General features: G+C 37.0%; 31 protein-coding genes and 2 pseudogenes. 20 read left to right on the forward strand and 13 right to left on the reverse strand.

The window, feature by feature from the left end; translation table 11 throughout:
• The first annotated feature begins 32 nt into the window (after positions 1-32).
• The 4 genes from PGS38_RS11495 (at position 33) to PGS38_RS11510 (ending at position 2,031) form a co-directional block, all read left to right on the forward strand.
• Entirely contained in the window at positions 33-353 is a 321-nt protein-coding gene (locus PGS38_RS11495; RefSeq protein WP_004612401.1) for a TfoX/Sxy family protein, read from the forward strand.
• 53 nt (positions 354-406) lie between these two features.
• Entirely contained in the window at positions 407-1,009 is a 603-nt protein-coding gene (locus tag PGS38_RS11500) for an alpha/beta hydrolase (protein WP_005337276.1), read from the forward strand.
• Between the two features lie 47 nt (positions 1,010-1,056).
• Entirely contained in the window at positions 1,057-1,575 is a 519-nt protein-coding gene (locus tag PGS38_RS11505) for a ClbS/DfsB family four-helix bundle protein (RefSeq protein ID WP_118601726.1), read from the forward strand.
• Positions 1,576-1,695: 120 nt separating this feature from the next.
• Complete coding sequence (locus tag PGS38_RS11510) at positions 1,696-2,031, forward strand: DUF3784 domain-containing protein (RefSeq protein ID WP_055267398.1); 336 nt, start codon at positions 1,696-1,698, stop codon at positions 2,029-2,031.
• Between the two features lie 337 nt (positions 2,032-2,368).
• Here the strand turns inward: PGS38_RS11510 and PGS38_RS11515 are convergent.
• The 4 genes and pseudogenes from PGS38_RS11515 to PGS38_RS11530 form a co-directional block, all read right to left on the reverse strand.
• A pseudogene (locus PGS38_RS11515) lies at positions 2,369-2,497 on the reverse strand (antirestriction protein ArdA); the annotation flags it as partial.
• A gap of 60 nt (positions 2,498-2,557) precedes the next feature.
• A complete protein-coding gene (locus PGS38_RS11520; protein WP_117805231.1) occupies positions 2,558-3,049 on the reverse strand; it encodes an antirestriction protein ArdA in 492 nt (163 codons plus the stop codon).
• Between the two features lie 82 nt (positions 3,050-3,131).
• Entirely contained in the window at positions 3,132-3,461 is a 330-nt protein-coding gene (locus PGS38_RS11525) for a type II toxin-antitoxin system RelE/ParE family toxin (protein WP_005334765.1), read from the reverse strand.
• Positions 3,458-3,766: a type II toxin-antitoxin system RelB/DinJ family antitoxin gene (locus PGS38_RS11530; RefSeq protein WP_029471590.1), complete on the reverse strand. Its 309-nt coding sequence runs from the start codon at positions 3,764-3,766 to the stop codon at positions 3,458-3,460. The genes PGS38_RS11525 and PGS38_RS11530 overlap by 4 nt, the downstream gene beginning before the upstream one ends.
• Before the next feature lie 389 nt (positions 3,767-4,155).
• Here PGS38_RS11530 and PGS38_RS11535 point away from each other — a divergent pair, with 389 nt between their 5' ends.
• From PGS38_RS11535 to PGS38_RS11560, 6 genes are all read left to right on the forward strand, one after another.
• Positions 4,156-4,710, forward strand: coding sequence for an RNA polymerase sigma factor (locus PGS38_RS11535; RefSeq protein ID WP_005334762.1), 555 nt, complete (start codon positions 4,156-4,158; stop codon positions 4,708-4,710).
• Positions 4,700-5,455, forward strand: a complete 756-nt coding sequence (locus PGS38_RS11540; RefSeq protein ID WP_092073367.1) for a hypothetical protein — start codon at positions 4,700-4,702, stop codon at positions 5,453-5,455. Before PGS38_RS11535 ends, PGS38_RS11540 begins: the two co-directional genes overlap by 11 nt.
• Positions 5,446-6,312, forward strand: a complete 867-nt coding sequence (locus PGS38_RS11545) for an ABC transporter ATP-binding protein (RefSeq protein ID WP_005334760.1) — start codon at positions 5,446-5,448, stop codon at positions 6,310-6,312. The genes PGS38_RS11540 and PGS38_RS11545 overlap by 10 nt, the downstream gene beginning before the upstream one ends.
• 4 nt (positions 6,313-6,316) lie before the next feature.
• The gene (locus PGS38_RS11550; RefSeq protein WP_092073365.1) at positions 6,317-7,483 is read left to right on the forward strand and encodes an ABC transporter permease subunit; all 1,167 of its coding nucleotides are present in this window, start codon (positions 6,317-6,319) and stop codon (positions 7,481-7,483) included.
• An 83-nt stretch (positions 7,484-7,566) separates the two neighbouring features.
• Positions 7,567-8,169, forward strand: coding sequence for a Type 1 glutamine amidotransferase-like domain-containing protein (locus PGS38_RS11555; RefSeq protein ID WP_117805233.1), 603 nt, complete (start codon positions 7,567-7,569; stop codon positions 8,167-8,169).
• 304 nt (positions 8,170-8,473) lie between these two features.
• Positions 8,474-8,713 (forward strand): DUF6061 family protein, encoded by a 240-nt coding sequence (locus tag PGS38_RS11560; RefSeq protein ID WP_055156118.1) that lies wholly within the window; start codon positions 8,474-8,476, stop codon positions 8,711-8,713.
• 76 nt (positions 8,714-8,789) lie between these two features.
• Here PGS38_RS11560 and PGS38_RS11565 read toward each other — a convergent pair whose 3' ends face one another.
• From PGS38_RS11565 to PGS38_RS11605, 9 genes are all read right to left on the reverse strand, one after another.
• Positions 8,790-10,997 (reverse strand): FtsX-like permease family protein, encoded by a 2,208-nt coding sequence (locus PGS38_RS11565; RefSeq protein ID WP_055156117.1) that lies wholly within the window; start codon positions 10,995-10,997, stop codon positions 8,790-8,792.
• Entirely contained in the window at positions 10,987-11,754 is a 768-nt protein-coding gene (locus tag PGS38_RS11570) for an ABC transporter ATP-binding protein (RefSeq protein WP_055156116.1), read from the reverse strand. The genes PGS38_RS11565 and PGS38_RS11570 overlap by 11 nt, the downstream gene beginning before the upstream one ends.
• Before the next feature lie 111 nt (positions 11,755-11,865).
• Complete coding sequence (locus tag PGS38_RS11575; protein ID WP_055156115.1) at positions 11,866-12,879, reverse strand: sensor histidine kinase; 1,014 nt, start codon at positions 12,877-12,879, stop codon at positions 11,866-11,868.
• Positions 12,876-13,544 carry a response regulator transcription factor gene (locus PGS38_RS11580; protein WP_015520152.1) on the reverse strand — a complete coding sequence of 223 codons (669 nt, stop codon included), beginning with the start codon at positions 13,542-13,544 and terminating at the stop codon, positions 12,876-12,878. The genes PGS38_RS11575 and PGS38_RS11580 overlap by 4 nt, the downstream gene beginning before the upstream one ends.
• Positions 13,545-13,652: 108 nt before the next feature.
• Complete coding sequence (locus PGS38_RS11585) at positions 13,653-14,399, reverse strand: DUF6040 family protein (protein WP_055156250.1); 747 nt, start codon at positions 14,397-14,399, stop codon at positions 13,653-13,655.
• Positions 14,338-16,059 (reverse strand): MobA/MobL family protein, encoded by a 1,722-nt coding sequence (locus PGS38_RS11590; protein ID WP_117807244.1) that lies wholly within the window; start codon positions 16,057-16,059, stop codon positions 14,338-14,340. The genes PGS38_RS11585 and PGS38_RS11590 overlap by 62 nt, the downstream gene beginning before the upstream one ends.
• Positions 16,029-16,388, reverse strand: coding sequence for a hypothetical protein (locus PGS38_RS11595; protein ID WP_119188948.1), 360 nt, complete (start codon positions 16,386-16,388; stop codon positions 16,029-16,031). Before PGS38_RS11595 ends, PGS38_RS11590 begins: the two co-directional genes overlap by 31 nt.
• The gene (locus PGS38_RS11600; RefSeq protein WP_119188947.1) at positions 16,388-16,702 is read right to left on the reverse strand and encodes a relaxasome subunit MobC; all 315 of its coding nucleotides are present in this window, start codon (positions 16,700-16,702) and stop codon (positions 16,388-16,390) included. Before PGS38_RS11600 ends, PGS38_RS11595 begins: the two co-directional genes overlap by 1 nt.
• A gap of 140 nt (positions 16,703-16,842) precedes the next feature.
• The gene (locus PGS38_RS11605) at positions 16,843-17,073 is read right to left on the reverse strand and encodes a helix-turn-helix domain-containing protein (RefSeq protein ID WP_004843519.1); all 231 of its coding nucleotides are present in this window, start codon (positions 17,071-17,073) and stop codon (positions 16,843-16,845) included.
• Between the two features lie 171 nt (positions 17,074-17,244).
• Here PGS38_RS11605 and PGS38_RS11610 point away from each other — a divergent pair, with 171 nt between their 5' ends.
• From PGS38_RS11610 to cls, 10 genes and pseudogenes are all read left to right on the forward strand, one after another.
• Positions 17,245-17,874 carry a helix-turn-helix domain-containing protein gene (locus PGS38_RS11610; RefSeq protein WP_055158601.1) on the forward strand — a complete coding sequence of 210 codons (630 nt, stop codon included), beginning with the start codon at positions 17,245-17,247 and terminating at the stop codon, positions 17,872-17,874.
• Between the two features lie 86 nt (positions 17,875-17,960).
• Positions 17,961-19,256, forward strand: a complete 1,296-nt coding sequence (locus PGS38_RS11615; RefSeq protein ID WP_055158599.1) for a tyrosine-type recombinase/integrase — start codon at positions 17,961-17,963, stop codon at positions 19,254-19,256.
• A 260-nt stretch (positions 19,257-19,516) separates the two neighbouring features.
• Positions 19,517-19,870: a dihydropteridine reductase gene (locus PGS38_RS11620; RefSeq protein ID WP_117805234.1), complete on the forward strand. Its 354-nt coding sequence runs from the start codon at positions 19,517-19,519 to the stop codon at positions 19,868-19,870.
• 28 nt (positions 19,871-19,898) lie between these two features.
• Positions 19,899-20,504, forward strand: coding sequence for a TetR/AcrR family transcriptional regulator (locus PGS38_RS11625; RefSeq protein WP_117805235.1), 606 nt, complete (start codon positions 19,899-19,901; stop codon positions 20,502-20,504).
• Positions 20,505-20,762: 258 nt separating this feature from the next.
• A complete protein-coding gene (locus tag PGS38_RS11630; protein ID WP_003864535.1) occupies positions 20,763-20,939 on the forward strand; it encodes a helix-turn-helix domain-containing protein in 177 nt (58 codons plus the stop codon).
• A gap of 120 nt (positions 20,940-21,059) precedes the next feature.
• Positions 21,060-22,049, forward strand: coding sequence for a helix-turn-helix domain-containing protein (locus PGS38_RS11635; RefSeq protein WP_044954635.1), 990 nt, complete (start codon positions 21,060-21,062; stop codon positions 22,047-22,049).
• 1 nt (position 22,050) lies between these two features.
• Positions 22,051-23,442, forward strand: coding sequence for a tyrosine-type recombinase/integrase (locus PGS38_RS11640; protein ID WP_171027973.1), 1,392 nt, complete (start codon positions 22,051-22,053; stop codon positions 23,440-23,442).
• A gap of 161 nt (positions 23,443-23,603) precedes the next feature.
• Positions 23,604-23,819: a hypothetical protein gene (locus PGS38_RS11645; protein ID WP_226977413.1), complete on the forward strand. Its 216-nt coding sequence runs from the start codon at positions 23,604-23,606 to the stop codon at positions 23,817-23,819.
• Between the two features lie 797 nt (positions 23,820-24,616).
• A pseudogene (locus tag PGS38_RS11650) lies at positions 24,617-24,943 on the forward strand (GTP pyrophosphokinase); the annotation flags it as partial.
• A 35-nt stretch (positions 24,944-24,978) separates the two neighbouring features.
• Positions 24,979-26,538 carry a cardiolipin synthase gene (cls, locus tag PGS38_RS11655; protein WP_055225912.1) on the forward strand — a complete coding sequence of 520 codons (1,560 nt, stop codon included), beginning with the start codon at positions 24,979-24,981 and terminating at the stop codon, positions 26,536-26,538.
• Positions 26,539-26,616 lie beyond the last annotated feature (78 nt).

Genomic DNA, 26,616 nt, shown 5'->3' on the forward strand with positions numbered 1-26,616 from the left:
GAAACTGAGAAATATGAATTTGAGGTGGAAATATGGCATCAAGCAAGGAATACTTAGAGTTTATTTTAGGGCAGCTATCTGAGTTAGAAGAAATTACTTATCGAGCTATGATGGGAGAATTTATTATTTATTATCGTGGCAAGATTGTAGGCGGTATCTATGATGATAGATTACTTGTTAAACCAGTAAAATCAGCAATTAGTTATATGCCGACAGCTCCGTATGAATTACCCTATGAGGGAGCAAAAGAGATGTTGTTGGTAGATGAAGTTGATAATAGGGAATTTTTGACAGGCTTGTTTCATGCAATGTATGATGAACTGCCAGCCCCAAAACCGAAAAAGAAGAAATAAACAACTCCCAGTTTGTATAACAGGAAAATTTGAATTTGTGGAGGATAACTATTGTGGATAAAGCAGTTATTTATATACATGGAAAAGGTGGTAATGCTGAAGAAGCTATTCATTACAAACCGCTCTTTAGTAATTGTGATGTGATTGGTCTCGACTATACTGCACAGTTTCCATGGGAAGCAAAAGAAGAATTTCCATTACTTTTTAATTCAATTTATAGAAACTACAAGACGGTTGAAGTAATTGCCAATAGCATTGGAGCGTATTTTGCTATCAATGCCTTATCAAATCAGCAAATAGAGAAAGCATATTTTATTTCGCCCGTTGTAGATATGGAAAGGCTTATTGCTGATATGATGATTTGGGCAAATGTTACAGAGGATGAACTCAAAGAGAAAAAAGAAATTCAGACAACCTTTGGAGAGACTCTTTCATGGGATTATCTTTGCTATGCAAGAGAAAATCCTATTATATGGGAAATCCCAACGCACATTTTGTATGGTGAAAAAGATAATCTTACCGCTTATGGAACGATATTTGAATTTGTACAGAGGACTAATTCAACACTTTCTATTATGAAAAATGGAGAGCATTGGTTTCATACGGATGAACAAATGAAATTTCTTGATGAATGGATAATAAAATCTTCCAAATAAATTCCTGTTTTTGAAACTGGAAAATCGGAAGCTGAGGAGATAGACTATTGAGAACATATGAGAATAAAGACGAGCTTAAAAACGAGATAAATAAAAGCTTTGCAAAATATATTTCAGAATTTAATGATATTCCGGAGCATTTAAAAGATAAGAGAATTGATGAGATCGATCGAACTCCGGCAGAAAATCTTGCTTATCAGGTTGGCTGGACAACTCTTGTTATTAAATGGGAATCAGACGAAAGAACGGGTATTCCTGTTAAAACTCCTTCGGATAATTTTAAGTGGAATCAGCTTGGCGAATTATATCAATGGTTCACAGATACATATGCTCAGCTGTCACTGCAAGAATTGAAAGACAGATTGAATGAGAATATCAACTCTATTTATGCAATGATTGATTCTCTGAGTGAGGAAGAATTATTTAAACCACATATGAGAAAATGGGCTGACGAAGCAACTAAAACAGCTGTCTGGGAAGTATACAAATTCATACATGTTAATACAGTTGCTCCGTTCGGAACCTTTAGAACCAAGATTAGAAAATGGAAAAAGATTGCACTATAACTTCAAGTTTACAGAACTGAATCAAAAGAGCTCGAAGGAGCTCTTTTTCCTTTTTTATAATAGTATCATTATGGTATAATAGAGACATTAAAATCGGAATTTGAAGCGGAGGTATGTATTATGAATATAGGATTTTGGTCGTGTATAATTTTGGTAATACCATTTCTGATTATAGGTGTGTTATTTGCGATTTTTAAGGAAAAAGCAACAAAATTTGTTTCGGGATTTAATTCATTTTCTAAAGAAGAACAGGCATTGTATGATAAAGCTTATATCTCTCGTGATATAAGAAATCAGTGCTTTATGTGGGCTATTATAATGTTGGCAGGAGCATTATTATCCTGCTTTTTAACCCCATATATAGCTATACCAACCTATATTATTTGGTTAGTTCTGTTTTTTAGAGAAGTCCACTTTGATAATCATAAAGCGTTTGAAAAATATTTATTAAAGTAAATTCTAGTTTGTTGAACTGAATCCGAAAAGCATTAGGGCGCAGAGGAGATAGAATCCTTTGCGTAAAAGACTAACGAACATATTTAATGAAACATCGGAACCATCTTCTTTTTGTTGTTTACCTATAATAACGATTGGAGTAGTCGATTATAAACACTGCAATAAAAAAATCTGAAAATATATTTATCAACATTACATAAAAGTGTGTAGATGCACATAAAATGGGAATACATATTGAAATTCAGGTCGTTCTGTGATGGAATCTCATTACTAAAAAGTGTGCAGATGCACGGAAATGGGGAGTATAACAATGGAGATTAAAAGAGACGTTTACCTACTCTGCATTTAAGCCGATATGTTCTGCAATTACTTCTTCGTCCAATGGAAAAGAGAACCAGTCCCCGACCAGTTCTTCCTCATTGTACTTGCCAAGATTGGCTATATAGACTTGCATATCATCAATCATAAGCGGTCACTTCCTTTCACTCATCGTATTCATAAAATCTGCCATAAGCAATACCCACCATCAGAGCTTGAACATACCATTGTTGCAGACCGCATAACGTCCTTTTTCTTCCGGTTCATGGACGTAGGCTTCCAGATTAAAATATTTCTTTCCCTTTTCGGAGAGAGCAAAAAAATCAATGTTATGTTCCAAGCGGTAACGGGCAACGTCCATGATGTTGTGGCACTCTGGATAAAACAGAAATTCTTCTGATTTCTGCAATAAATCCTCTACACCGCCACAATAGGAAATCAACTCTTTATAAGCCAGCTGAACTTCTGGCGATAAATCCGTGTAAGCAAAGTACAGCTTGTTTAACCGTCTGACAGATGTTGTCCTTACAATGTCGCCAGCAAAGGGGAGCTTCATATCAATGATTTGATAATCGCCACTGTCAGCTTCCACGCCGAGCAGGTCACGGAACAGCTCATAATCAATGGGTAAATCGAACCAGCGAGAGGTTTTATCCTCTGCTGATTTGGTCGTTTCAATCAATACGCTACATTCTTCCATCGTAATTCAGCCCTTTCTTTTTAATTTTGAATATGAAAAAAGCAGTCGATCATAAATGAAAGGCTGCTTTAAATCATATCCTTTATTGCTTTGTGTGGAGATTTAACTGATTGTCTATGTCCCGTCCGGCATACATTACTCTAAGTATTGTTACAACTTTTTTATCGCTGTCTGGAATATAAAGTACCACATAATTGTCTACTGGTAATACACGAAGTCCACGACTTTTCCACGGTTCTTTTTCATATTTTCGATAACGCTCCGGCATCGTATCCAGACTTAATATCTGTTCTTCCAGACGGTCAAGCTGTCCGCTTGCATTTTCCGGCGATTGTAATTCAAAAGAAATATATTCAAAAATCCCTCTCAAATCACTGTCAGCCTGTTCGGATAATTCTACTTCATATATCATAAGCCATAATCCTTGCGAATGTCAGCAAATGCTTTCTTCGCATTTTTTGTCCGTCCAGCCTGCATATCCGCATATCCTTTCTCCAATTCTTCATTGAACTCTGCTTCTGATAATGTGCTGATATCAACAGGTCTGTCAGATGGTATTTTTACTTCAAACGGAAGTCCTCTCTGTAAGATAATCTGTTTATAAAACATATTGATAGCACTGGAAGCAGGGATACCAAGTGTAGACAGGATACTTTCTGCTTTTTCTTTGACATCTGGTTCAATCCTTGCATATAAATTTGCTGATTTTGTAGCCATATAAAACATCTCCTTTCGTGAGTAGTATTTCCATCTATCTTTATTATATGCAAATGTCCGCACAATAGCAATACTAATTTTATGCTCCAATAATCTTATTGAATAACTGTAACAATACATCTTTTACGCCGGACGCATTGAATACAAGACCAACGGCTACTAAGGCAACTACCAAGAATCCGATAAGTTTGGAAAACTCACGCTTACAGGATAATCGAACTACTGCATACTAACCGCCACAGGGAACTCCTAATCCCTTGCTCATGAGGGGAAGAATAGTTTATCATATTGTAAAAAAATATAAAAAAATATAAAAAGTTTTTGTGTTTTTAAATGATTTGTTAAGGTTAGTTGTTTATATATAGAGAAGAATAATTAAGAGAAAAGTGATGGATATGATACAAGACTGGATGATAATAAACAAAATTAAGATGGGAGATCCTGATGCATGGGATATTTTAGTACATAAATATTATGATAGTGTGTATTTTTATTGTGTTCGCAGATGTTATGGAGACTGCGATATAGCTTCTGATTTAACACAGGATATTTTTTTAAAATTGGTAGAAAGTTTACCTAGATACCGATTCATAGGAAAATTTCAAAATTATCTATACACTATGGCTGTCAATACTTGCAATAATTATTTGAAAAAAAGACATATTGAGCAAATAGAACTCACAGATAATTTTACAACTGATTTAGACACTTCATTGATTGATGAAATATTACATGATGAGAGAAAAGAAACGGTTCAAAAAGCACTTGATTTACTTCCTGAAATACAACGAGAGGTTGTGATACTACGGTATTATCACGATTTAAAGGTAAAAGATATTGCGACAATTACTGGCGTGGGGGTATCTACTGTACAGTCACGTATTTATCAAGGCCTTAGAAAATTAGAAAAAGTTTTAGAAAGAGAGGAATTTTATGATGGATAAAAAAGATATTATATCGAAATTGGCTGGTTATAAATTAGAAGGTGATATAGAAGGACGTGAAAAAACCATCGAATTAGGATATGAAATAATGATTAGACTTGGAATGAGTCGACATTCTTACTTTGAGCTATTCCTGTCAACTTTTCGCTTCATACATGTTCATACTTGGATAATTCAATTATTCATCTTTCTATCAGGGATAACTATGGCATTAAATTTTAAAAATTTACAGCCGATAAGTGAAATAATGTTATGCATTACAGGTGTAATATTCATTTCGGCTTTATTTTTTTTAGATGAATTATTCAAAAGTTTTACTACAGGAATGTGGGAATTGGAACAGACATTCAAATATGATTTGCGACAACATATTATGATGAAATTATTGATTTTTGGCATTATTGATATGGTAATTGTTATTTTGCTTTCTCTTATGACTAAATCTATAGTATCTTTGCCTTTGTATCAGATATTAGTCTATGTACTTGTTCCATACAATATTGTTTGCATTATTTTATTTTCGCTTATAACTATATGGAGAAAGCAATTACATAATTATTTCCTATGGTGTATATCGGGAAGTATTTGTGTCGCAGTTATTTTAATTGCAAATATCTTTAAAATATATGAAATCCGAATGCTTTATTGGGGAATAGCATATTTCATTACAACGACAATATTAGGGATTATCTTATATTCTCAAACTAAAATAATCAAATGGGAGGTAGCTTCAGTATGGAATTAACTATTAATAATATAACAAAACAATATGGGAATGTAACTGTGCTTGATGATGTGTCGTATCGATTTACTCCTGGAATTTACGGAATATTAGGTGCTAATGGGGCGGGTAAAACAACTTTATTTCGTATTATTTGTGGACTGATGAGAGCAAATTGTGGAAATATACAATATGACCATAAAGATATTGCTCTGCAAGCAGAATATTATCGCTCGATTCTTGGATTCTTACCACAAGATTTTCGATACTATCCTGATTTTACAGGATTAAATTTTATGATGTATATCGCTTCATTGAAAGGCTTAAATGGGAAAATAGCAAAAAAGAGATGTTTAGATTTATTGATTCAGGTTGGCTTAGATGATGTGAAAAATAAAAAAATCAGAAAGTATTCTGGCGGAATGAAACAGAGACTAGGTATCGCTCAAGCAATGATTAATAATCCGGAAATTTTAATATTAGATGAACCTACGGTAGGGCTCGATCCCAAAGAGCGAGTTAAATTTAGAAAACTGATAAGTTCGTTTGCATCAGAAAAAATAGTATTATTGTCTACACATATTGTATCAGATATAGAATATATAGCAGATGAAATCATTATTCTAAAAAAAGGTAGAATTGAAAATACAGGCACAATAAGATATTTGTTGAAAGATATTAACAAGTGTGTATGGGAATGCCTGGTTCCAGAAAAAGAAGTAAATCGAATTGAGCAAGTATATACAGTAAGTAATCGTAAATATGGAGAAGACGGAGTTGTTCTTCGACTTATTTCAAGGGAAAAACCTTTTGCAAATGCGAAACAAGTTGATCCGGTTTTAGAAGATTTGTATTTGTTTTATTTTAGAGAGGGGGAATGAGAGTATGACATCGCTAATTAAGTTTGAACTTGGGAAAATATTGAGAAACCGAACTGTATTTGGTGGGATTGTTGTAGGATGCTTAGTCCTTCTGGGGATTTTTTTTGTTGGGTATCACTATTCACAGCTATCAATGAGTGAAGCGAGTAATAAGAAAAAGGGGTTTGAAAAGAGCCTCGATGTAATAATAGATGAAAAATATTCTGGAGAGTTTACAGATGAAAAAGTTAAAATGATTCTGTCTGATTCTATGAATAATTTCCAAGAGAATGAAGAGCAAAAAGTTGTTAATAAGCCTTTTTATCCATTTTATTGGGAAATGGGAGATACTTTTTTTTCAAAAGATGCCGAAAATGTTTATTCAGAAATGATTGAACAGGTTAATAAAGGCCAAAGATTAACAATAGAAGACGTGGATTTATATTCATTGGACGAGGTTGGATTTAAAAAATTTGATACTCCTTTGACATTAGGAAATTATGTTCCATGGACAGACTTATATCGAGTACTTGGATATATATATGCTCTTTTGTCCATAATTACAATATTGGTATCTTCCATAGTGTTTTCAGATGATAATTCTAAAAATATCAATCAGATTCTGTTAGTTACAAAATATGGAAGAAACAAAATGATATTTGCTAAATTGATTGCGACAAGTATTATTACAGTGAGTTTATTTATTATTTTTCAATTGGTCAACATAGGTGTTTTCTCTACAATGTATGATATGAGCGGATGGAATTCAGACATACAAACAAATTTGTCGTTGGGATTATTTGACTTCCCTTTGCAATATAACCATATTCAAATATACTTTTTAATTCTTGTCATGCAATTAGTTGGTATTGGATTTGTTGAGAGTGTAACATTGTTAATATCAGCTCTTATGCATTCATCTATGTCAGTATTAGCTGTTTCATTAGGGGTATATATATTACCATTATTGCTGGTGCAAATGATAAAAACAGGGGTAGGTAACAAAATTTTGTATTTGTTTCCAATAAATAATTTGAATGTACAAAATATATTAGGTATTCTATATTCAAAAGATGCTTTTTTCTTCCATTCCTTCTTCATTAATATAGGATTTATATTTATTTTTCAGCTCTTAATACGAGTAGGGATGCAACTATATTGCTTTATTTATATTAAACATTGGAAGTTTTAATGATTTTTTCAATGAAAATGCAATTGAAGAAAAAATATGATATCATGTGAGTAACAAATCGGAATTTATAAAGGAGAATATTGATGAAACTATTTTTATGTTCGCACTTTTCAAGTGTGGGAAGTCTGATAAAGGAAGAAATTGAAAATAAGAAAGTCGCATTTATTCCAACAGCTTCACTGCGTGAAGGCTACACCGGTTATGTCGGCTCGGCTCGAAAATTATTCAAAAAGTTGGGAGCAATCGTAACTGAAATTGATATTTCAACGGAGGCTTATTCAACGATACAGTCTGTTTTTGAAGAAGCAGATGTGATATATTTTACCGGCGGAAATTCTTTCTTTCTTATGGACCAGCTCCGTAAAACGGGAGCTGATGGGCTACTGAAAAAGGAATTGGCAAATGGAAAATTGATGATCGGCGAGTCGGCAGGCGCAATTATATGCGCTCCAAGCATCCAATATATCGAGCAAATGGATAAAAAGCCAGAGGACTACTCACAAGAAGATGATGCAGGGCTTGATTTGATTGATTTCTATGTTCTTCCGCATTATCTTACAGCACCATTTAAGAAAGTTACCGAGAAAATAATGACTGAGTTTTCGGATTTGAATCTATGCCCAATTAACAACCGTCAGGGAATTGTAATTGATGGTGAAGGTTCAAAGGTTATTTGCAAAGACTAATTTGAAAATTCAAGTTGATATTTCACATATTTTAGGAAATTTAATAACTGTTATATTTGATTATCAAATTCTTCGCAAACCCTTGAAAATACTAAGTTTGTAGCAAGTGTACTTTCCCTTACTCTTTCCCTTGTGTTACATTCTCCCATTAGCTTTCATGAACCTTAATATGGGAAAAATTAAGGGAAAGAAAATTTCATAACACAGTATAACATATAACAATAACGACATGGTGAACTGATTGAAATGTTTTCGATATTTAACTCTATTACTGATTATCAAAAGAAAATGGAGATAAGATACGATGAGAACAATTTATGCAGAATACAACATAAATCACGATAGTATTGATGTTTACACAAGTGCTGGATATATGCTTCGCATTGACTGCTGGGAAGCTGAAAAAGATTTAAAAACCACATATGGATCAGAATGTGCACTTACTTCATTAGCTGTGGATGAGCCTTTGGAATATGCAAGATTATATCTTGAGGGCAATTTACAGATGTGGGTGGATGCAGAAGATTCATTAGAATTTTATTAAGTGAAAGAGGGATAGTGTTCATTAAGAGTGCTATCCCTCTTTAAAGAATGTGCGAAATGCAATAATTACATATTTTCTATGGATTAACAGAATGCCTAAAAATAATCCATGTACTTATGAAATAACAAATCAATAAAATTGCCAAAATGCCCATTGTTGCCCCTATTTGTAACATCAATGCACCAAACCCGATATAGGCTGAAATTTCTGCTGATATGGTTTGGATAAAGTAAGCTATTACAACAGCAGCTACAATGATTGCTGTGATAATTGGAAGCCCAAACCAAACACTTAATTGTTGCAAGATAAGTTTTCCGATATGCTTTTCTTCCACCCCCAATTTTCGGAGTACAGAGAAGCGATATTTATATTGTCCTGCGTCTAAGAGTTGTTGCAAGGAAAGTACGGTAAGACATATAATCATCAATACAACAGCACCATAAAGCATTGCAGCCTGTAAAACAAAATTATTTGCTATTGTACTGTTCCTCTGTAATGTACTGAACCGTATTCCATACATAACACCGCTTTCTGCTTGCTCTGGGTATTCCTCTGTAAAAAATTTTTCCAGTTCCCTTGCATTTTCATAGGAGATGTTTTCTTCTGTTGTGATATAGCGGTTTTTTATTACCGGCAACAGCTTTTCACAAATACTGTCTGGAAGTACATAGAGTATATCTGTATAGGAATTGTACGCTGTTTCTCCGATTGCTTCCTCATAATAGGACTGCTCGGAAAGAGTCAATTCTCCTGCGTCTGTCAAAATACTGGTATGCTCTTTCAAAAAGCTATCCCGTTCTTCCTCGGTGGCGATTGCCGCCCATTGTGTCGTAAATTCATCTTCCCCCAGAGAAATCTGTTCATAACCCAACATTTTCCTTATGGTGTTATAATCACTTAAAGAAATTGCCACAATCGGAAAATCATATTTCTGTCTGTTGTGAAAATCGTCTTTCTCTGGCAGATATAGATTGAAAGTGCAATCATAGTCTGTATCTATTTTATGTTCTGCCAGAAAATCAGTAATGATTTCATAACTGTCCTGTGGCAGATTTTCTTCTTCATAAACATCATTGTATCTCGAATATACCTGCACATCATACATAGAGCGTATATCCAAATAACCAGACGACCAGCCCGTCAAAATAGGGGCTGCAACGAACATGAAAATTGCTAATACCAAAGTGATACAAATGACTGCCATAGTCTTGCTGGTCGTATTCAGCTTTGAGGTAATCTGTCCGAAAAAGAAAAGTGCTTCCTCATGGTATCGGTGTTCTGGCGATTTTTCTTTCCATGCTACAATCAAACCACTGGTAAGATAAATGAAGGCACAAATGAAGAAAAGTAAGTCAATCACAACAAAAAGCAGATATTGATTGAGCGTTCCACCACCTAAAGGCAGATAATATTTATTTGTTAATGCTGCAACGCTGGCTGCTGTAAAAGCATTCAATACAGAACATATCAGCAAACCAGCAATGAAACATTCTCTTTTTTTCTTTCTGATTATGCAAAATATCGACCACAGCAAAGTAAGCAGCGGAAAAAGAATATTTCCCCAAAACATAAGCTGCACCGGAAACGCAAAGCGGGTGTCATAATAAAACCAGACCTTTTGTATTCCTGCAATCAATCCCCATACGGTAAATACTTCAAAGAGGACTACTACAACAGAAATGAAGCGGCTCTTTTTTAGCTCTGGTTCGTTCTCTTTCTCTGCGGAAAGCATATCAATAATTTTTGTTTTCTGAATGGTACGGGTATTGAAAATTCCTACCACAAAAAAACTTGCCACAAAAAATACCACTGTCAACAAAACGGTATCCGGGAATAATGTCCATGAGATTTCATAAGGCTTTCCATAAGCAGTAAGGAGCATTGCGGTAATGAATTGAGAACAAAATACACCGCAAAAAATACCAATCAAAATGGAAAACATACCCATAATCAGTGTTTCTGCAAAGAAAATCCTGCCAATAGTTTTTTGTTCCATTCCCATAATGGACTGGACAGCAAACTCTTTTTGCTTCCGTCTTAGCATATAATGATTGACGAACCGTATCAAAAATAACAACAGCAATGTTATCATGCAGATTGCAATTTTCATTCCGTCACTTAACAGAGTAAAATCATACTCGCTGCCTATATCCGGGCTATAATAACTACTGGAAATAGACAAGAACGCATAAAACAAGGTAACACAGATTGTCATTGTGACAATGTAGACCAGATAGTCTTTTACAGACCGTTTTGCATTTCTGAAAACAAGTTTAGCATACATGGCTCTGTCCCCCTCCAATCATGGTAAGGACATTCAGAATTTTATCAAAAAAAGCACTTCTGCTGTCGTTGCCCTTGCGCAGTTCCATAAAGATTTCTCCGTCTTTCAAAAAAAGAATACGGTTGGCATAGCTGGCGGTAAAAGCGTCATGAGTTACCATAAGAATTGTCGCCCTAAGCTGTTCATTGATACTTTGAATGGTAGACAGCAGCATTTGTGAGGAATGGCTGTCTAATGCTCCTGTCGGTTCATCTGCCAATAAGAGTTTCGGATTGTTGATAATTGCTCTTGCACAGGCACAACGCTGTTTTTGACCGCCCGATACCTGATAAGGATATTTGTTTAGAATATCGCTGATATTCAGCTTTCCGGCTATATCCAAAATGCGGGGTTCTACAATCCCTGCAGGGACTTTATTGATTGCTAATGCCAGTGCAATGTTTTCTGAAATTGTCAATGTATCCAGCAAATTGAAGTCTTGAAATACAAAACCTAAATTCTCTCTGCGAAAGCGGGCAAGGAATTTTGGTTTGATTTCCGTTATATCTGTTCCCTCTAAAAAAATATGCCCTGCACTTACGGTATCAATCGTAGAAATACAGTTTAGCAGAGTTGTCTTTCCAGAACCGGACGCACCCATAATTCCGAGAAATTCTCCGGCTTCCACAGAAAAACTAATATCTTTAATGGCTTTGGTAATATTCCCCTCATTGCCATAATATTTCTGGATATGCTCCAGCTTCAAAATTGTATTCATCGGATAAACCTCCTTAACTGTTCCATACCCATATTGTAAATGGAGTATCTCATTTTTTGTATCAAGTTTTCTTACACAGTTCTTACAAAAATGTAAGAAGTGCAGAACCTGTCAGCCCTGCACTCCGATAATAAAATCATTCATTTGAAAGATAAGTGAAATCGTTGTTCCTCTGTTTTCGGAATAAGCAGTAAGTCCTATTCCCAGTTTATCACATAGACGCTTGCAAAGATATAAGCCAATTCCAGTAGAATTTTTCCCGGTTCGCCCATTCTGACCTGTAAATCCTTTTTCAAAAATACGGGGTAAATCACTTTTAGGAATACCTATCCCATTATCGCTGATAGATAGCACAATCTTGTCATTCGTTTTTGTTGCCCCAAAGTGCAAAATAGGCTGCTCTGCATGGTATTTGATTGCATTACCGATAATCTGATTTAAGATGAACCGCACCCATTTTTCATCAGTGTAAACCATTGTTTCTATATCGTCTATCTGAATTGACATATTACTTTGACGCAAAAGATACTTATTATCTGCGATTGCACTATTCACAACATCGCATAAATTGACTTCACGGACAGAATAGTCTTTTTCAGCGTGTTCACTTCTGGCATAGTAAAGTGCCTGTTCTGTATATTGATTGATATTCTCTAACTCTGCCAATACCTCTCTGGAAAAGGGAGAACGGTTATTCTCACACAGCAGCTTCATAGCTGTAATTGGTGTTTTTACTTCGTGTATCCATTGTTCAATGTATTCTTTATATTCCCTGCGTTCCCTCTGTACTTCGCCAATCCGTTCCAACATGGATTTTTCAGCCATTTTCATAATCTGGTAAAAAACCTGTTCATCAGCCCTTTCCGGCACTTGCATGATTTCCGGCAATAAATATCGTTCTTCTAATTGCTCCGTCATATTGAGCAATTTATTCAGATACTTTTTTCGTGAGAAATAAAAAGTCAGCAAAGATAAAACAAGGACAATCGACCAGACCGCAAGAATAAACAGGACTGTTTGGATAGGATTATCGCTTGCAATCAGGAACAAGGCAAAGGCAAGCATACCCAGCAGATTGATTAAAATAACGGGGAGTTGATTTTTCAAATATTGTTTTCCATTCATAATGTATATCCTTGCCTGTGTTTTGTTTTAATGAAATCTACAAGTCCGATTGTTGCCAGTTTGTCACGAATACGGGTAATATTGACACTTAGGGCATTATCATCAACATAAAGCTGATTATCCCAAAGAAAATCCACAATATCATTTCTGGAACAGATTTTTCCAGCGTTCTTAAAAAGGTAGTAGAGGATTTTCAATTCATTCTTTGTCAATTCTGCTTTCTGTCCTTTGTACTCTATCATGCTACTCTCCAAATGCAGGGTAGCTTCTTTCCACATATAAATTTCTGTTTGAGAGGAACGGTAGGCTTTCTTTAACAATGCAGCAATTTTAGCAAGAAGAATAGCAGGATTATAAGGCTTTGTGATAAACGCATCTCCACCCAGCATAATGCTGTTTAGTTCGTCCATATCTGTATTGCTGCTTGTTACAAATACAATCGGAATATCTGAAAAAGTGCGAATTTGAGAACATATTTCAAAACCGTTATTCCCCGGAAGTTTTATATCCAGAATAACCAGATGTGGTGCAGCTTCTTTTAACTGCTCTATTGTTTGGGAAAAATCCGTAACTGCAAATACTTCATATCCATTCCCATACAAAAGAGTTTTAAGCTGTGTTTGTATCGTAAAATCATCTTCAATGATTAGTATTTTTTCCTTCATAGAGATACCTCCCTAACACTTTATTATACTGTATCAGAGAGGTTTTCTCAATCGTATTATTGAATGGGAATTTTAGAATGATTTTGTACATAGCTTTGTAAAAAATGCTTAATAGTTTCTTTTCTCAAGGTACGATTCTAAATAACACCTAAGTCCAACATATGCGCCCTGCAAAAGTACAAAAAGCAATAGAAGATTTACTGACAGTGCTTTTTTGATTGCTTCTCCAAAATAAATGATGACAGCAGCACTTGTCAGTATCATCAGTAGAGTAATGACATCCCAACACTTTTCCCTATATAATTCTATAACCTTTATTTCTATCAGTATCGCCAGTATCCCTGTTCCTGCCACACATATTCCTACAATCAATATTAGCAATATCCAATATACCATTCCGGCTATAAAAGGATTTGGAATTTTTGTGCTAATCTGTGCCACAGATTGCCCGACCTCAATCGTCCAACCGATAAAAGTTTGTATGAATGACGCTGCATCATGGAAGAATGATTTGCAATCGGAAAGAAACACATCTGACTGTACTGCCTGAAAAAGAGTGGTTGTCAGCGAATACCATGCAAGAAGGAACAAGGTTGTTTGGAACATTACCGTTTTTGCTTTATACTGTCCTGCAAGTCGCTCTTTTTGTGTTTCGTATTTCGCTTTTTCATTCTGATAGGCTGTCCGGTCACAGGCTTCACATTTTTCATAGGGTACCGGCTTTTCTACCGGTATCTCTACGATTTTCTGATGTGTCCGGGCATAATCCCGTTGTTGTGTTAAGCATCGTATTTTATCTTGACATTCCCCTATCGTGACGTTTGCGCTTCGCAGCTTCTCTTTCTCGTTCCGCAATGCTCTGTCTGCTAGCTTCAAGTCGTTCTTTAATGCTTGAATATTCCCGGCTCTGTTCTCTTTGTTTAATTTCTCGTTCAAGGTCAGAGATTCGTTGAGCTGCGTCTTTAGTTCCACGATAAGCTGGTCTTTCTGTTCCAGTTCTTCTTGTATCTCCTCGGTCAAGAGGAGAAGTTCTTCCAACTGTTCGGCGTTCTTTGATTCTCTGGATTCGTTCATCTATATCACGTCCTTTCTCTATCTGCTGTTCCAGTTCAGCAATTCGGTGTTCTGTTTCAGTAATAAACTGTTTTCGCTGTTCAGCTTCTGTACCAATTTCTGCCATTGCTGATTTTCGTTTTCCAAAAGTTCTATCTTCGTTTTCTGTTCTTCCATCTTGGAAAGCAGTTCCTCGGTATTTGGCAAAATGTTGAGCAGCTCGGATAACTCGCTGTTTAATTTTTGCAATTTCTGATTCTGTTCCTGCATAAGAGAGAGTTGGGTGTCCCGATTCTGCATTTCCAGAATCATTTCTGCCATTAAGGTCTGCTGTTCTTCGATTTGCCCAATCATGGATTCCATTAAGGGTATAATTTCCCGGCTTTCTTCTAATGTCATTTAATCGCTCCTTCCATAATGATAATGCACCCGATACTTTTCCAAAGGTGTCCAGTATCTTTTGCAATAACGTGTTTTGTTGTTTTATGATTTGATTTTCCGCTACTTTCCACGAACCTTTTATTTCCTGCCCGGCAAGAAACTTTTGTTCAATCTTTCTTGCGTCAGCGCCTTCATGGATGGTAGGAATCTGGAGTTTTCCCTGTTTTTCATAAGAACGGTGATCGACCTGATTATGCAAAGGAAGATGTTCATTACACACCTTTGCCCACTCACTCCGCCACAGTTCACAATTTTTTGGATTGTTCCATCCGGTAGCATCGGTCAGCACCCGTTTCCATTGCAGGCGGTTTCTTGCACCAATCTTCTGAATTCCGTTTTCGTCTAATACAGGGATACGGATTCCATGACGGTCAGGGTTTTTCTTATCCTGCCACCAGTTCGGATGGGATTCATCAATCACGATATTTCCGTTTTTATCTCTGACAAAATCCCAATCCTTGACTTCTTTCTTTCCCCAAGAATGATCCGGGTTAAAAGGACGCATAGTCAGAAGAAGATGAACATGGGGGTTGCCATCCCCTTTATCGTGGATACTCCAATCAGCACACATTCCTCTATCTACAAAAGTTTTTTGAATATAGTCAGTTGTATATTGAATTTGTTCCTGTCTGTTCCATTCTTTGGGAAGGGCAAATTCAAATGACCTGCCAAGTTGGGCATCTGCATTTTTTTCAATCTTCAATACCTCATTCCATAACCTTTGTTTCTGAAATGTGATTTTAAATTTTTCTAAAGTAGCTTCTTTATCTTCTGATCTTTTGTATCGGACAGATTTTTGAAAGCGTTTTATATTTTCTTCTAGTACTATCTGCCATTCAGGAGGTACGTTTTCACACATCATAAGACTGGTGTAGACCACTTCTTTTTTAGAAGTGTAATAACTGATTCTCCCGGTTTCCTCGTTTTTCATCACATCCCCATTGAGATATGCGGAAGCGGAGATAACAGATTTCCCTTTACTTCGTCCGACTATTTTGATTGTGTAATGAAAAATCGCCATGTCTGGATTCCTCCTTTCTGACGTATCCGGCATAGATTTCCGGCAACATTGCTTTCAGTTTTAGAAAAAGCAGCATTGCCGGAACGCCCTCTGCGTAAGAGTGCCCTGCGCATAGCAGCCTGCATGGAATGCGCCTCTCTGGCGAAGAGTGCCTCCTGCGGCATGAGCAGGTCTGGCTGAAAGCCCCGCCGACGGAACGAGCCCGGCAAGCGTGAGCGCAGACCGGTTGCCACTTGTGGCAAACTTATTGGGACGACCTCTGGTTGTCCATAAGTGCGCCCTTCATGAAAAAGCAATGAAGGGAATGAAAAACTCATCCCCTCCGTCATTACACTACCTCCATATCAGTATTTGTTTCTTTCTGCATTGCCTTTGAGAAAAATTTCCCATTGGCTTCCTGCTTTTTCAGAAAACCAATCAGCTTTGGGATGTCTTCCTCCTCAATAGGCGCACCAAGAACGGATTCCACCGCACCGCCAACCTGACAGAGCCTATGGGTTCGTTTTTTACTTTCTTCGGCTTTCTTTCGTTTTAGAAGTTCTTTCTTCTGTGCTGCATATCGTTTTGCTTTTTCAAGGCTTTCCTGTTCCTTCTTTTCCATTTCAAGCATTCGTTCTTCATAACTTTTTGTTGATTTTGCCATTATTACATTCCCCTTTCTTTTGCAAACATAAGTTCTCGGTTGCGTATCAGAAGAAGCACATGGTATAATCTTCTTGCGTGTAGGTATATCATGGCTTCGGTCTGATAGAACCTTTGGCGGTTTCTTTGGAAGCCGCCTTTTTAATTTGCCGCAGTTCTTGTTACGGCTTTTACATTTCCTCTATCCCTCAAATCACGACCTTCATTCGCTTCCATAAACATTTCCAGAATATCGGTTTTAATCAGGACTTTACGACCAACCTTTAATACCGGAAGTTTCTTCCATTCTACAAGCTGTCTTAAGGTGTTTCTGCCGATTCCCGTATAGTCGGCAGCTTCTTCGATGGATAATGCAATTTTTCTTTGCGTCATATAATCACCTCCCTGTAAATTGCATTATGCAATTCTTGTGATGTAAGTATATCCCTTCCAAATCTCTTTGTCAAGCGTTACGAAATATTAAAAACAATTTTTATATTGCATATTGCAATTTTAGAGAAACAATGCTATAATTCATACATACCGAAAAAGGAGGCAGTCAGCATGAAAGATAAAGAACTACGCAAGCTGATAGGCAGCAGAATAAAACAGCGCCGTCTGGAATTGAATCTGACACAGCCTTATGTCGCAGAAAAGATGGGAGTTACCGCTTCTACAATCCTGCGTTATGAGAATGGTTCGATTGACAATACGAAAAAAATGGTGCTGGAAGGTCTTTCGGAAGCACTCCATGTATCTGTGGAATGGCTCAAAGGGGAAACAGACGAATATGAAACCGACATTACGGATAAGAGAGAGTTACAGATTCGTGATGCGATGGGAGATATTCTGGAACAGTTACCGCTTGCCCTTACCAAAGAAGAAGATGCTTTTTCAAAAGATTTATTACTGCTGATGTTAAAACAATATGGTCTGTTTTTGGATTCCTTCCAGTTCGCCTGCAAAAACTTCAAGGGGAATGATGGTCAGACGGATATTGCCAAAACAATAGGGTTTGAATCGAATGAGGAATATAATGAGATTATGTTCTTAAGGGAAATCACTCCTACCATCAATGCTCTTAATGAGATGGCAGACGTTGTAAGGCTCTATTCCAAGAAACCAAAAACAGCAGAACAAAGGCTTGCAAATCTTTTATCAGAAGTCTTATACGAAGATTCCGAATCGGTATAGTAAGACAACCGGAGTTATGATATACTTACACGCACGAAGCATTTCATCAGTTCCGATTGTCTAATATCGAAAGGAGACATACGATTATGGCAAAAGGATCTGTAAGAAAAAAAGGAAAGAAATGGTACTACCGCTTCTATGTAGAGGACGCAAGCGGCAATCTTGTTCAGAAAGAATGCGTTGGAACAGAAAGCAAAAGTGAAACTGAAAAACTGCTCCGTCAGGCAATGGATGATTATGAGAAAAAGAAATTTGTTGCCAAAGCGGAAAATCTCACAGTCGGACAACTTCTGGATGTGTGGGCAGAGGAGGAATTAAAAACAGGTACGCTCAGCAATGGTACGGTGGAGAATTACCTCGGAACAATCCGAAATATTAAGAAACATCCGCTGGCAGAACGGAAATTAAAAAATGTAACCTCTGAGCATTTGCAATCCTTCTTTGATTTGCTTTCCTTCGGGGGAGTTCATCCCGATGGAAAAGAGAAAAAGGGTTACAGCAAAGACTACATCCATTCTTTTTCCGCAGTCATGCAGCAATCATTCCGCTTTGCAGTATTTCCAAAACAGTATATTACGTTCAATCCTATGCAGTATATTAAACTGCGGTATCAGACGGACGAAGTTGATTTGTTTTCGGATGAGGACATGGACGGAAATATCCAACCAATTTCACGAAAAGATTATGAAAGACTGCTTGCGTATCTTCAAAAAAAGAACCCAGCCGCAATACTTCCAATCCAGATAGCCTATTATGCCGGGCTTCGTATTGGAGAAGCCTGCGGTTTGGCGTGGCAGGACGTAAATCTGGAAGAACAATGCCTTACCATAAGACGCAGCATCCGATATGATGGCTCAAAGCGCAAATATATCATCGGACCAACCAAGCGGAAAAAAGTGAGGATTGTTGATTTTGGAGATACGCTGGTAGAGATTTTCCGTAATGCCCGGAAAGAGCAGTTAAAGAATCGAATGCAGTACGGAGAACTTTATCACACGAACTACTACAAAGAGGTCAAAGAGAAAAACAGAGTGTACTACGAGTATTATTGCTTAGACAGAACAGAGGAAGTCCCGGCAGATTATAAAGAAATTTCTTTCGTCTGCTTAAGACCTGATGGCTGTCTGGAACTTCCGACTACTTTGGGAACGGTATGCAGAAAGGTAGCAAAAACATTAGAGGGATTTGAAGGCTTTCATTTCCACCAGTTACGTCACACCTATACAAGCAACCTTTTAGCAAATGGAGCTGCCCCAAAAGATGTGCAGGAATTGTTAGGACACTCAGATGTCAGTACCACAATGAACGTCTATGCTCACTCCACAAGAGATGCGAAACGAAAATCGGTTCGGCTTCTTGATAAAGTGGTAGGCAATGACTAAAAAATTTCCCTTATTTCCCTTGTGATTATCTCATAAGGGCAAAAATAAGGGAAACTACATATCATTTCACTAATGAACAGGCGGGAAAGCCTGTAAAATAGGGAAAGTTAGAGGAATAATTATATAAAATCAAGTTTGTAGAATTAAGAAAATCGAAACTTGCACAATTCTTGAACTCAACACAAACTGCCGTCAGTGTTGTTCCGTTACTCGTTCTTTGCTGGTATCATAGAACCATCAAATGAAGGAGGAAACAAGCCATGAATACAGATAAAATCTATGCAGAACAACTCGCAAACGAATATGCACCCAAGGACACTTCCAAGGTGGTCGCTCTTCGCAAGCTGGATGCAAAAGCCAAGCTTCCCGCAAACGTTTTTACCTACACCTTCGGTATTATCACAGCGTTGGTAGCCGGTGTCGGGATGTGCCTTTCCATGAAGGTTATCGGCAACGGTAGTACTGCTATGTTTGTTCTCGGCGTGATTGTCGGCATTATCGGGCTGCTGGGTATGGGCGTTAATTACCCCATCTACAAAAAATTGCTGGCTCAGGGCAAGCAGAAATACGCTTTTGAAATCATAGAACTGGCAAAAGAAATCAGTGAGAAGTAAACAAAAACACGAAAGAAGGTGGGAATGATTGAATAGATCAGAAAGCAGATATTTTGCTACTGCAGCCAGAATGGACGAAGCCTTTCTGACACTTCTGGCAAAAAAAGATTTTGAGTATATTACAGTCAAAGAAATCTGTGAAGTAGCAGAGGTCAATCGTTCCACCTTCTATCTTCACTATGAAACGATGTCAGACTTGCTCTCGGAGAGTGTCAGTCGTATGAACGAGCAATTTCTTGCTTGCATGGAGAAAGATTCAGATGCCTTTTCTGCAAAGCTGCGGAATTGCCCGAGAGATGAATTATATCTAATTACGCCGGATTATTTAACACCTTACCTCTGCTACATTAAGAACAACAAGCGACTGTTCCGCACAGCAACAGAAAATGCGGCGGTGTTGGGGATGGATAAAAGCTATGATAAGATGTTCCGTTATGTGTTTACGCCAATTCTTGACCGTTATGGTGTACTACCACAGGATCGACCTTATATCATGGCCTTTTATATTCGGGGATTGATGGCGATTATCTCAGAATGGCTCAAGAACGACTGCACCGATTCCATTACGTATGTTACAGGTGTGATTCAGCAGTGTGTAAAAATGCCACAAAGCGAAACAACGAACGCTGTTTGACAACTTCCAGTTTGTTGAATTAAAAATGAAATAAAGTTCCAGTAATCATAGAGTGTATGGATTCAATTCCATATGCTCTTTTTCTTTACTTAATTTCATGAAAAATGTAAAAATCTAATGTTACGAGTTGCATTAAAGAAAACTCGTAAGAAAAAAGTAAAAAAATTTGCTTTTGACCACTGTAAAACATGCTCTGAGCGTTTCGTTATATGAAGGGATAATTTTTCTTTCATATTTCAAAGAAAAGAGGATAAAGAAATGTCAGAAAAAAGATGTTATACAGTTCAAGAGTTACAGGAAATCTTAGGAGTCAGCAGACCTACTATTTATAACCTTTTAAAGAAAAAGGAATTCCGGTGGATCCAGTTGGATGGCGGAAAGTATCGCATCTCTAAGAAGAGTTTCGATGACTGGCTCGATAACTTGGAACAATAAAAAACAGGGTGTTGATCAGGCAGATTTTGTCTGCAATCGACATCCTAAATTTTTATCTGGATTTGAGATATGATATAAGAAAAAAAACTAACACTAAAAAAGACAGGAAGTGAAGAATAAATGGCAACAGCAATTATGAAACAAAAAGAAGTTCCGGAAATGGACGATGTTGAAGAGATCATTTCAAAGATATCAGAAGACAGTCCTTACAAACGGCGTCCGACACAAAAGAGAACCTGGATGACCGTGCCGGAAATGGGAAAGCTGCTGGGATTAAAAAAGACAGATCGATACTGGCTGGTGCATAAAAATGTTTTTGAATCTAAAGAGATTGCTGGAAAGATACGAATCAATATTGCCAGCTTTGAAAAATGGTACGCCAATCAGATTAAATACCATAAAGTTACCGGAGAAGAACCAGGGAAAGAATTGAAATCCTGGTCCTATTCCGTTAAGGAAGTTGCGGATCTGTTGGGTGTTGATGAGTATCTTGTTTATGATTTACTCAAGAAAAATCAAATGGAAGCTGTTATTGTCGATTACTGGAAACGAATACCAAAAGAATCTTTTCAGAACTGGTATAAAAGCCAGTCCCGGTATCGAACAAAGGAAGACAGAAAAAAAGACGCTCTTCTGGAAGATGCAACAATTACGATGCCTGAGATGGCACAGCTGCTTGGAACAACCAGAAGCGCAGTATATACAATTCTTGATAATCCAAAGTATAGTCATTTTTTTGAATTCATTGTGATTGCAGAAAAGAAAAGGATCACAAAAGAGAGTTTTCGAAAATTCCTGGAAGGTCAGGATCGGTATAAGCTGGATCCATCGAATGATTATGAAGAACTTGCACAGGAACAAAATATTGCCCTGGCTAATTTCCGGCGGAAGAAATTATCACAGACCGGAATACGAGGAAGCAATGGAAATATAAAGTATCTTACTTTTGATGAAGCTTCCTATCTGGCAAAGGTCAGCAGAAGCATGATCAACAAGTGGGCGGATAAAGGAAAGTTCACAGTAATAAAAGTTGGCAGTCGAGTTAGGATCCGTCGGGATGAATTTGAGGACTGGATGGAGCAAAGAGATTTGGAAAGGAGTATGCAATAATATGGCATCTATAAGAGAACGAAACGGAAAATTTAATGTAATCTATTCTTATACGAATGAAAAAGGTGAGAGGAAACAGAAGTGGGAAACCTATGAAACGAAAGCCGAAGCAAAGAGAAGAAAAAAAGAAATTGAATATAAAAAAGAGATGGGATCATTTGTCGTCCGTAAATGCAAAACACTGGACGAGCTTATTACAGAATATGTTGCACTTTATGGCAAAGAAAACTGGGCGCTTTCTACATATGAAGGAAATGTCTCTCTTATCAATAACTATATTCTTCCGATCATTGGTGATACGAAACTCTCAGAGATCAATACCCGTTTCATCGAAAGATATTATCAGAGTCTTTTGAAGAGACGTGCAGTTATCAATCCATTGAATAAAACCAGTCGAAATGAATTTGTATCTTCCAGTACGGTCAGGGATATTAATAAGCTGCTTAGAAACTGTTTTGAACAGGCAGTGAAATGGGAGTTGATGGAGAAGAATCCTTGCACCCATGCGACTGTACCAAAACATAAATCACAAAAAAGAGACATCTGGACAGCGGATACATTGATGTATGCGCTCAGTGTCTGTGAAGATGAACGATTAAAGCTCGCAATTAATCTATCTTTCTCATGTTCCCTGCGACTTGGTGAGCTGCTTGGTCTTACCTGGGATTGTGTAGATATTTCTCATGAGGCAATTGAAGAAAACCGTGCATATGTCTTCATCAACAAAGAATCACAGCGTATAAGAAAAGAATCTTTAAATGCATTGGATGGAAAAGATGTGTTGTTGGTATTTCCGACAAATCATAAGAAGAATTCTACGGTCCGTATTCTGAAAACACCGAAGACAGAAAGTAGTGTACGTAAGATATTCTTACCGAAGAGCGTTGCTAATATGCTTGTAGACTGGAAAGCTGAGCAGGATGAAATGAAAGAAATCCTGGGTGACGAATATATGGACTATAACCTGGTTATGGCAAGTACCTTTGGTCTTCCTCTTGGTGATGGAGCAATCCGTGGCCCTTTAAAGAAATTGATCGAGGACTATAATCTCCCACCGGTTGTATTTCACAGTTTTCGTCATAGCAGTGTTACTTATAAGCTGAAACTGAATGGTGGAGACATCAAGGCGGTACAGGGTGATTCTGGCCATGCTCAGGTCAATATGGTTACAGATGTGTACTCTCATATTCTGGATGATGACAGAAGGAAAAATGCAGAGCTTTTTGAAGAAGCATTTTATGAGAAAAAGAATCTGGATCCACAGATGCATGTACAGCAGGAAAATAATAATACTACTGTTGCTGATGAAGTCGATCCGGAACTTCTGGCAAAAGTATTGGCGAATCCAGAGATGCGGGCATTGCTCAATTCACTGGCGAAGACGATGAAGTAATGAAAAATAGTGAAAAAATAGTGTAATTTTAGTGAAAAAACGATTCATAAAACGATATAATATATGGATGAAATGAGGATATTTATTGTGTATATGGATATTCTATCTCCATCATTTGATGATAGAATGACGGAGATAAATCTGAAATGAAGGAGATTCCTATGAGAGACTTTGATTTTATTGTAAGTCCTGCGAAGTTGTTAACACCTGAAATTGTTCAGATGGTTAGCAGCATCCATGAACATAAAGGCAAACAGGAATTATTTCTCGAAGCCAATGTAGATGAATTGAAAACACTCTTAGAAGTTGCATTGATTCAGAGTACGGGAGCATCCAACCGAATCGAAGGTATATCTACTGGTTATGTCCGTGTTTAAAAATATGAAAGCAGCTTATAAATTTGCCAGTCAAAAACGCATGGACAAACCGTCTCGTATGCGTTATATTATTTATAGACAAGAAAATATCTTGTACTTATGATAGGAAAGTTTAATTGAATACTGTTTACCATGATCGAACGTACGAAGCATGGTGGTCATATAACAGATGTCGATGGTAATATCAAGGCATTCCCCGATTATTAGCTGGGGCAAACAATCAGCTAACTTTCAGAGCTTTACAGAGCTTGACAGAGGGGGTATTCAGAATAACTCGAATTGAATCGGAAACAGTTTTATATAGTGTCCCATATGGGTTTACCTTACCTCAGATTGACAGAGAGTGACAATAGGTTGGAGCTCTCCTAAGCGAGGGGTCGGAGGTTCAAATCCTCTTGGCGACGGGCTTCAAAGCGTTCGAAAATGTTAGCTGGATTAGCTGACAACGAACGCTTTTTTTGTTTTCTAATCACGTTCGTGACATGATTTTCCATTCAAAATGATCAATTACCAGCTAACGCAATCCGATTTTTGTTAGCTGACGGCTAATCAAAATCACCTGTTTGCAAACATGGGTTTCAGGAAGTCCAGCTAACATTTGGGTTTCGCTCTGTTGTCACCCCTTATTTGGGGATGGATACCTGGTTTGAAAAACTGATGGAGAAATAATCTGGGAAAATAGTTTAAAGTTTACATGTTATGATCATGTATGAAGTTGGAACAAAATAAAAGAATTGTGCTATACTATTGTTCAAGAAAAAACTCATTGACATATTTCAATCTATTTAGGAGGATAACAGCATGATATTAAAGTTATTGAAATAAAAGATTATATAAAAAATCCAAAATCGAATGGTTATCGAAGCTATCATATGATTGTTGAAATACCAGTATTTTTTGCTAAGGGTAAAACACCTATGCGTGTAGAATTACAGATTCGAACCAATGGTATGGATTTCTGGGCAACATTGGAACATCAACTTCGCTATAAAAAAGGAATTGAAGAAATGCCTGGCTATGATGAGATAAGTGAAGAATTACTTCATTCTGCAAGAGCTATCATTGAAGCAGATAATGAAATGCAGAGAATAAAAGACAAAATTGGTATGTTACACGAAATTTAGGGAGAAAACTGAGCAAGTAGGAAGGTGGAATATATATGAAACAAGATACTTTAGAGGGCAAAGCAAAAACAAAAAATGGGGTAAAACGGCTGTGCTTTTCCATAATCTGCATTCTTCTGGAAGTGATTTTTATTATTACTATCGTAACACGCTTGAATGAATATGCAGAAATCATAAATTTATTTACAAGGATTTTGAGTGGGATCTTGGTTTTGGGATTGTACGCATCAAATAAGACATCCTCTATGAAAATGCCTTGGGTCATCTTAATTCTAATTTTCCCAATTATGGGTGTAGGCCTGTATTTGTTGATTGGTTTGAATGGCGGCACACATAAAATGCGTGAGCGATATGCAGAAATTGATAGCAAATTGTTACCAATGCTCCCGGACAGTCAGGAGTGTTTGAGCAGAATAAAAGAAACAATTCCGAAAGCAGGAAATATAGCAAGTTACATACAAAGAAATTCGCAGTATCCAATCTATCAGAATACGGATATTGTGTATTTTGATGAAGCAGTGAAAGGATTAGAGGCACAGCTTAAGGATTTGGGGAAAGCACAGAAGTTTATCTTTATGGAATATCATGCGATAGAAGACGCTGAAGCATGGCATAAGATTCAAGATGTTCTGGAAGAGCGAGTAAAAGCAGGTGTGAAAGTTAGAGTATTCTACGATGATATGGGTTCTATAGGCTTTATTAACACAGATTTTGTGAAAAAGATGGAGGCAATAGGAATTCATTGCCGTGTATTCAATCCGTTTATGCCAGGCTTAAATCTGTTTTTGAACAATCGTGATCATAGAAAAATAACAGTTATTGATGGAAAAGTCGGATTTACAGGTGGATATAATCTAGCAAACGAATATTTTAATTACACACACCCGTATGGACAGTGGAAAGATACAGGTATTCGTTTAGAAGGAGATGCTGTTCAGTCGCTTACGGTGACATTTTTGGAAATGTGGAATGCAGTAAGTGATAAGGATGCTAATGATTCTGATTTTAGTAAATACCTTTTCCACTATGATTATGCGGCACAGCAAACTGGGTTTGTTCAACCTTATGCAGACAGCCCTATGGATAATGAGCAAGTAGGAGAAGAAGTTTATATCAGTATGATAAATAAAGCTGAAAAATATTGTTGGTTTATGACTCCATATCTAATCATAACAGATGAAATGACGCATGCGTTATGTCTGGCTGCTAAGCGAGGGGTAGACGTAAGAATTATCACACCTGGTATCCCTGATAAAAAATTCATTTATAATATAACTCGTTCTTTTTATCATGGATTGGTTAAACATGGTGTTCGTGTTTATGAGTGGACTCCTGGTTTCTGTCATGCAAAAATGAGTGTGGCAGATGACTGTATGGCAACTTGTGGAACAATTAATCTGGATTATCGAAGTTTATATCACCATTTTGAAAACGGCTGTTTTATGGCAGATTGTCAGGCAGTTGTGGAAATAAAAAATGATCTGATAAGAACGATGGGAGAATGTCGTGATGTGACAGACCAATATCAAACCGGACGAAGTGCATATTTGCGACTGGGACAATTATTTATGAGATTATTTGCTGGATTGCTATAAGAATCTGATGAAACGACCTTTCAAAAAACAGTTGATTTAGAAGTTAACTGTTTTTGAAAGGCCGTTTTTACTATATCT

It is taken from the genome of Fusicatenibacter saccharivorans (genome assembly GCF_027667425.1).
Lineage (GTDB): Bacteria > Bacillota > Clostridia > Lachnospirales > Lachnospiraceae > Fusicatenibacter > Fusicatenibacter saccharivorans.

Excerpts from the sequence above, each read along its gene's own strand:
- PGS38_RS11525 (WP_005334765.1), bottom strand. The coding sequence starts at position 3,461 with ATGATATATGAAGTAGAATTATCCGAACAGGCTGACAGTGATTTGAGA.
- PGS38_RS11640 (WP_171027973.1), top strand. The coding sequence starts at position 22,051 with ATGGCATCTATAAGAGAACGAAACGGAAAATTTAATGTAATCTATTCT.
- PGS38_RS11555 (WP_117805233.1), top strand. The coding sequence starts at position 7,567 with ATGAAACTATTTTTATGTTCGCACTTTTCAAGTGTGGGAAGTCTGATA.
- PGS38_RS11630 (WP_003864535.1), top strand. The coding sequence starts at position 20,763 with ATGTCAGAAAAAAGATGTTATACAGTTCAAGAGTTACAGGAAATCTTA.
- PGS38_RS11540 (WP_092073367.1), top strand. The coding sequence starts at position 4,700 with ATGATGGATAAAAAAGATATTATATCGAAATTGGCTGGTTATAAATTA.
- PGS38_RS11565 (WP_055156117.1), bottom strand. The coding sequence starts at position 10,997 with ATGTATGCTAAACTTGTTTTCAGAAATGCAAAACGGTCTGTAAAAGAC.
- PGS38_RS11575 (WP_055156115.1), bottom strand. The coding sequence starts at position 12,879 with ATGAATGGAAAACAATATTTGAAAAATCAACTCCCCGTTATTTTAATC.
- PGS38_RS11560 (WP_055156118.1), top strand. The coding sequence starts at position 8,474 with ATGAGAACAATTTATGCAGAATACAACATAAATCACGATAGTATTGAT.
- PGS38_RS11545 (WP_005334760.1), top strand. The coding sequence starts at position 5,446 with ATGGAATTAACTATTAATAATATAACAAAACAATATGGGAATGTAACT.
- PGS38_RS11635 (WP_044954635.1), top strand. The coding sequence starts at position 21,060 with ATGGCAACAGCAATTATGAAACAAAAAGAAGTTCCGGAAATGGACGAT.
- PGS38_RS11520 (WP_117805231.1), bottom strand. The coding sequence starts at position 3,049 with ATGGAAGAATGTAGCGTATTGATTGAAACGACCAAATCAGCAGAGGAT.
- PGS38_RS11580 (WP_015520152.1), bottom strand. The coding sequence starts at position 13,544 with ATGAAGGAAAAAATACTAATCATTGAAGATGATTTTACGATACAAACA.
- PGS38_RS11645 (WP_226977413.1), top strand. The coding sequence starts at position 23,604 with ATGAGAGACTTTGATTTTATTGTAAGTCCTGCGAAGTTGTTAACACCT.
- PGS38_RS11605 (WP_004843519.1), bottom strand. The coding sequence starts at position 17,073 with ATGACGCAAAGAAAAATTGCATTATCCATCGAAGAAGCTGCCGACTAT.
- PGS38_RS11615 (WP_055158599.1), top strand. The coding sequence starts at position 17,961 with ATGGCAAAAGGATCTGTAAGAAAAAAAGGAAAGAAATGGTACTACCGC.
- PGS38_RS11595 (WP_119188948.1), bottom strand. The coding sequence starts at position 16,388 with ATGACGGAGGGGATGAGTTTTTCATTCCCTTCATTGCTTTTTCATGAA.
- PGS38_RS11495 (WP_004612401.1), top strand. The coding sequence starts at position 33 with ATGGCATCAAGCAAGGAATACTTAGAGTTTATTTTAGGGCAGCTATCT.
- PGS38_RS11550 (WP_092073365.1), top strand. The coding sequence starts at position 6,317 with ATGACATCGCTAATTAAGTTTGAACTTGGGAAAATATTGAGAAACCGA.
- cls (WP_055225912.1), top strand. The coding sequence starts at position 24,979 with ATGAAACAAGATACTTTAGAGGGCAAAGCAAAAACAAAAAATGGGGTA.
- PGS38_RS11535 (WP_005334762.1), top strand. The coding sequence starts at position 4,156 with ATGGATATGATACAAGACTGGATGATAATAAACAAAATTAAGATGGGA.
- PGS38_RS11590 (WP_117807244.1), bottom strand. The coding sequence starts at position 16,059 with ATGGCGATTTTTCATTACACAATCAAAATAGTCGGACGAAGTAAAGGG.
- PGS38_RS11510 (WP_055267398.1), top strand. The coding sequence starts at position 1,696 with ATGAATATAGGATTTTGGTCGTGTATAATTTTGGTAATACCATTTCTG.
- PGS38_RS11530 (WP_029471590.1), bottom strand. The coding sequence starts at position 3,766 with ATGGCTACAAAATCAGCAAATTTATATGCAAGGATTGAACCAGATGTC.
- PGS38_RS11600 (WP_119188947.1), bottom strand. The coding sequence starts at position 16,702 with ATGGCAAAATCAACAAAAAGTTATGAAGAACGAATGCTTGAAATGGAA.
- PGS38_RS11620 (WP_117805234.1), top strand. The coding sequence starts at position 19,517 with ATGAATACAGATAAAATCTATGCAGAACAACTCGCAAACGAATATGCA.
- PGS38_RS11570 (WP_055156116.1), bottom strand. The coding sequence starts at position 11,754 with ATGAATACAATTTTGAAGCTGGAGCATATCCAGAAATATTATGGCAAT.
- PGS38_RS11610 (WP_055158601.1), top strand. The coding sequence starts at position 17,245 with ATGAAAGATAAAGAACTACGCAAGCTGATAGGCAGCAGAATAAAACAG.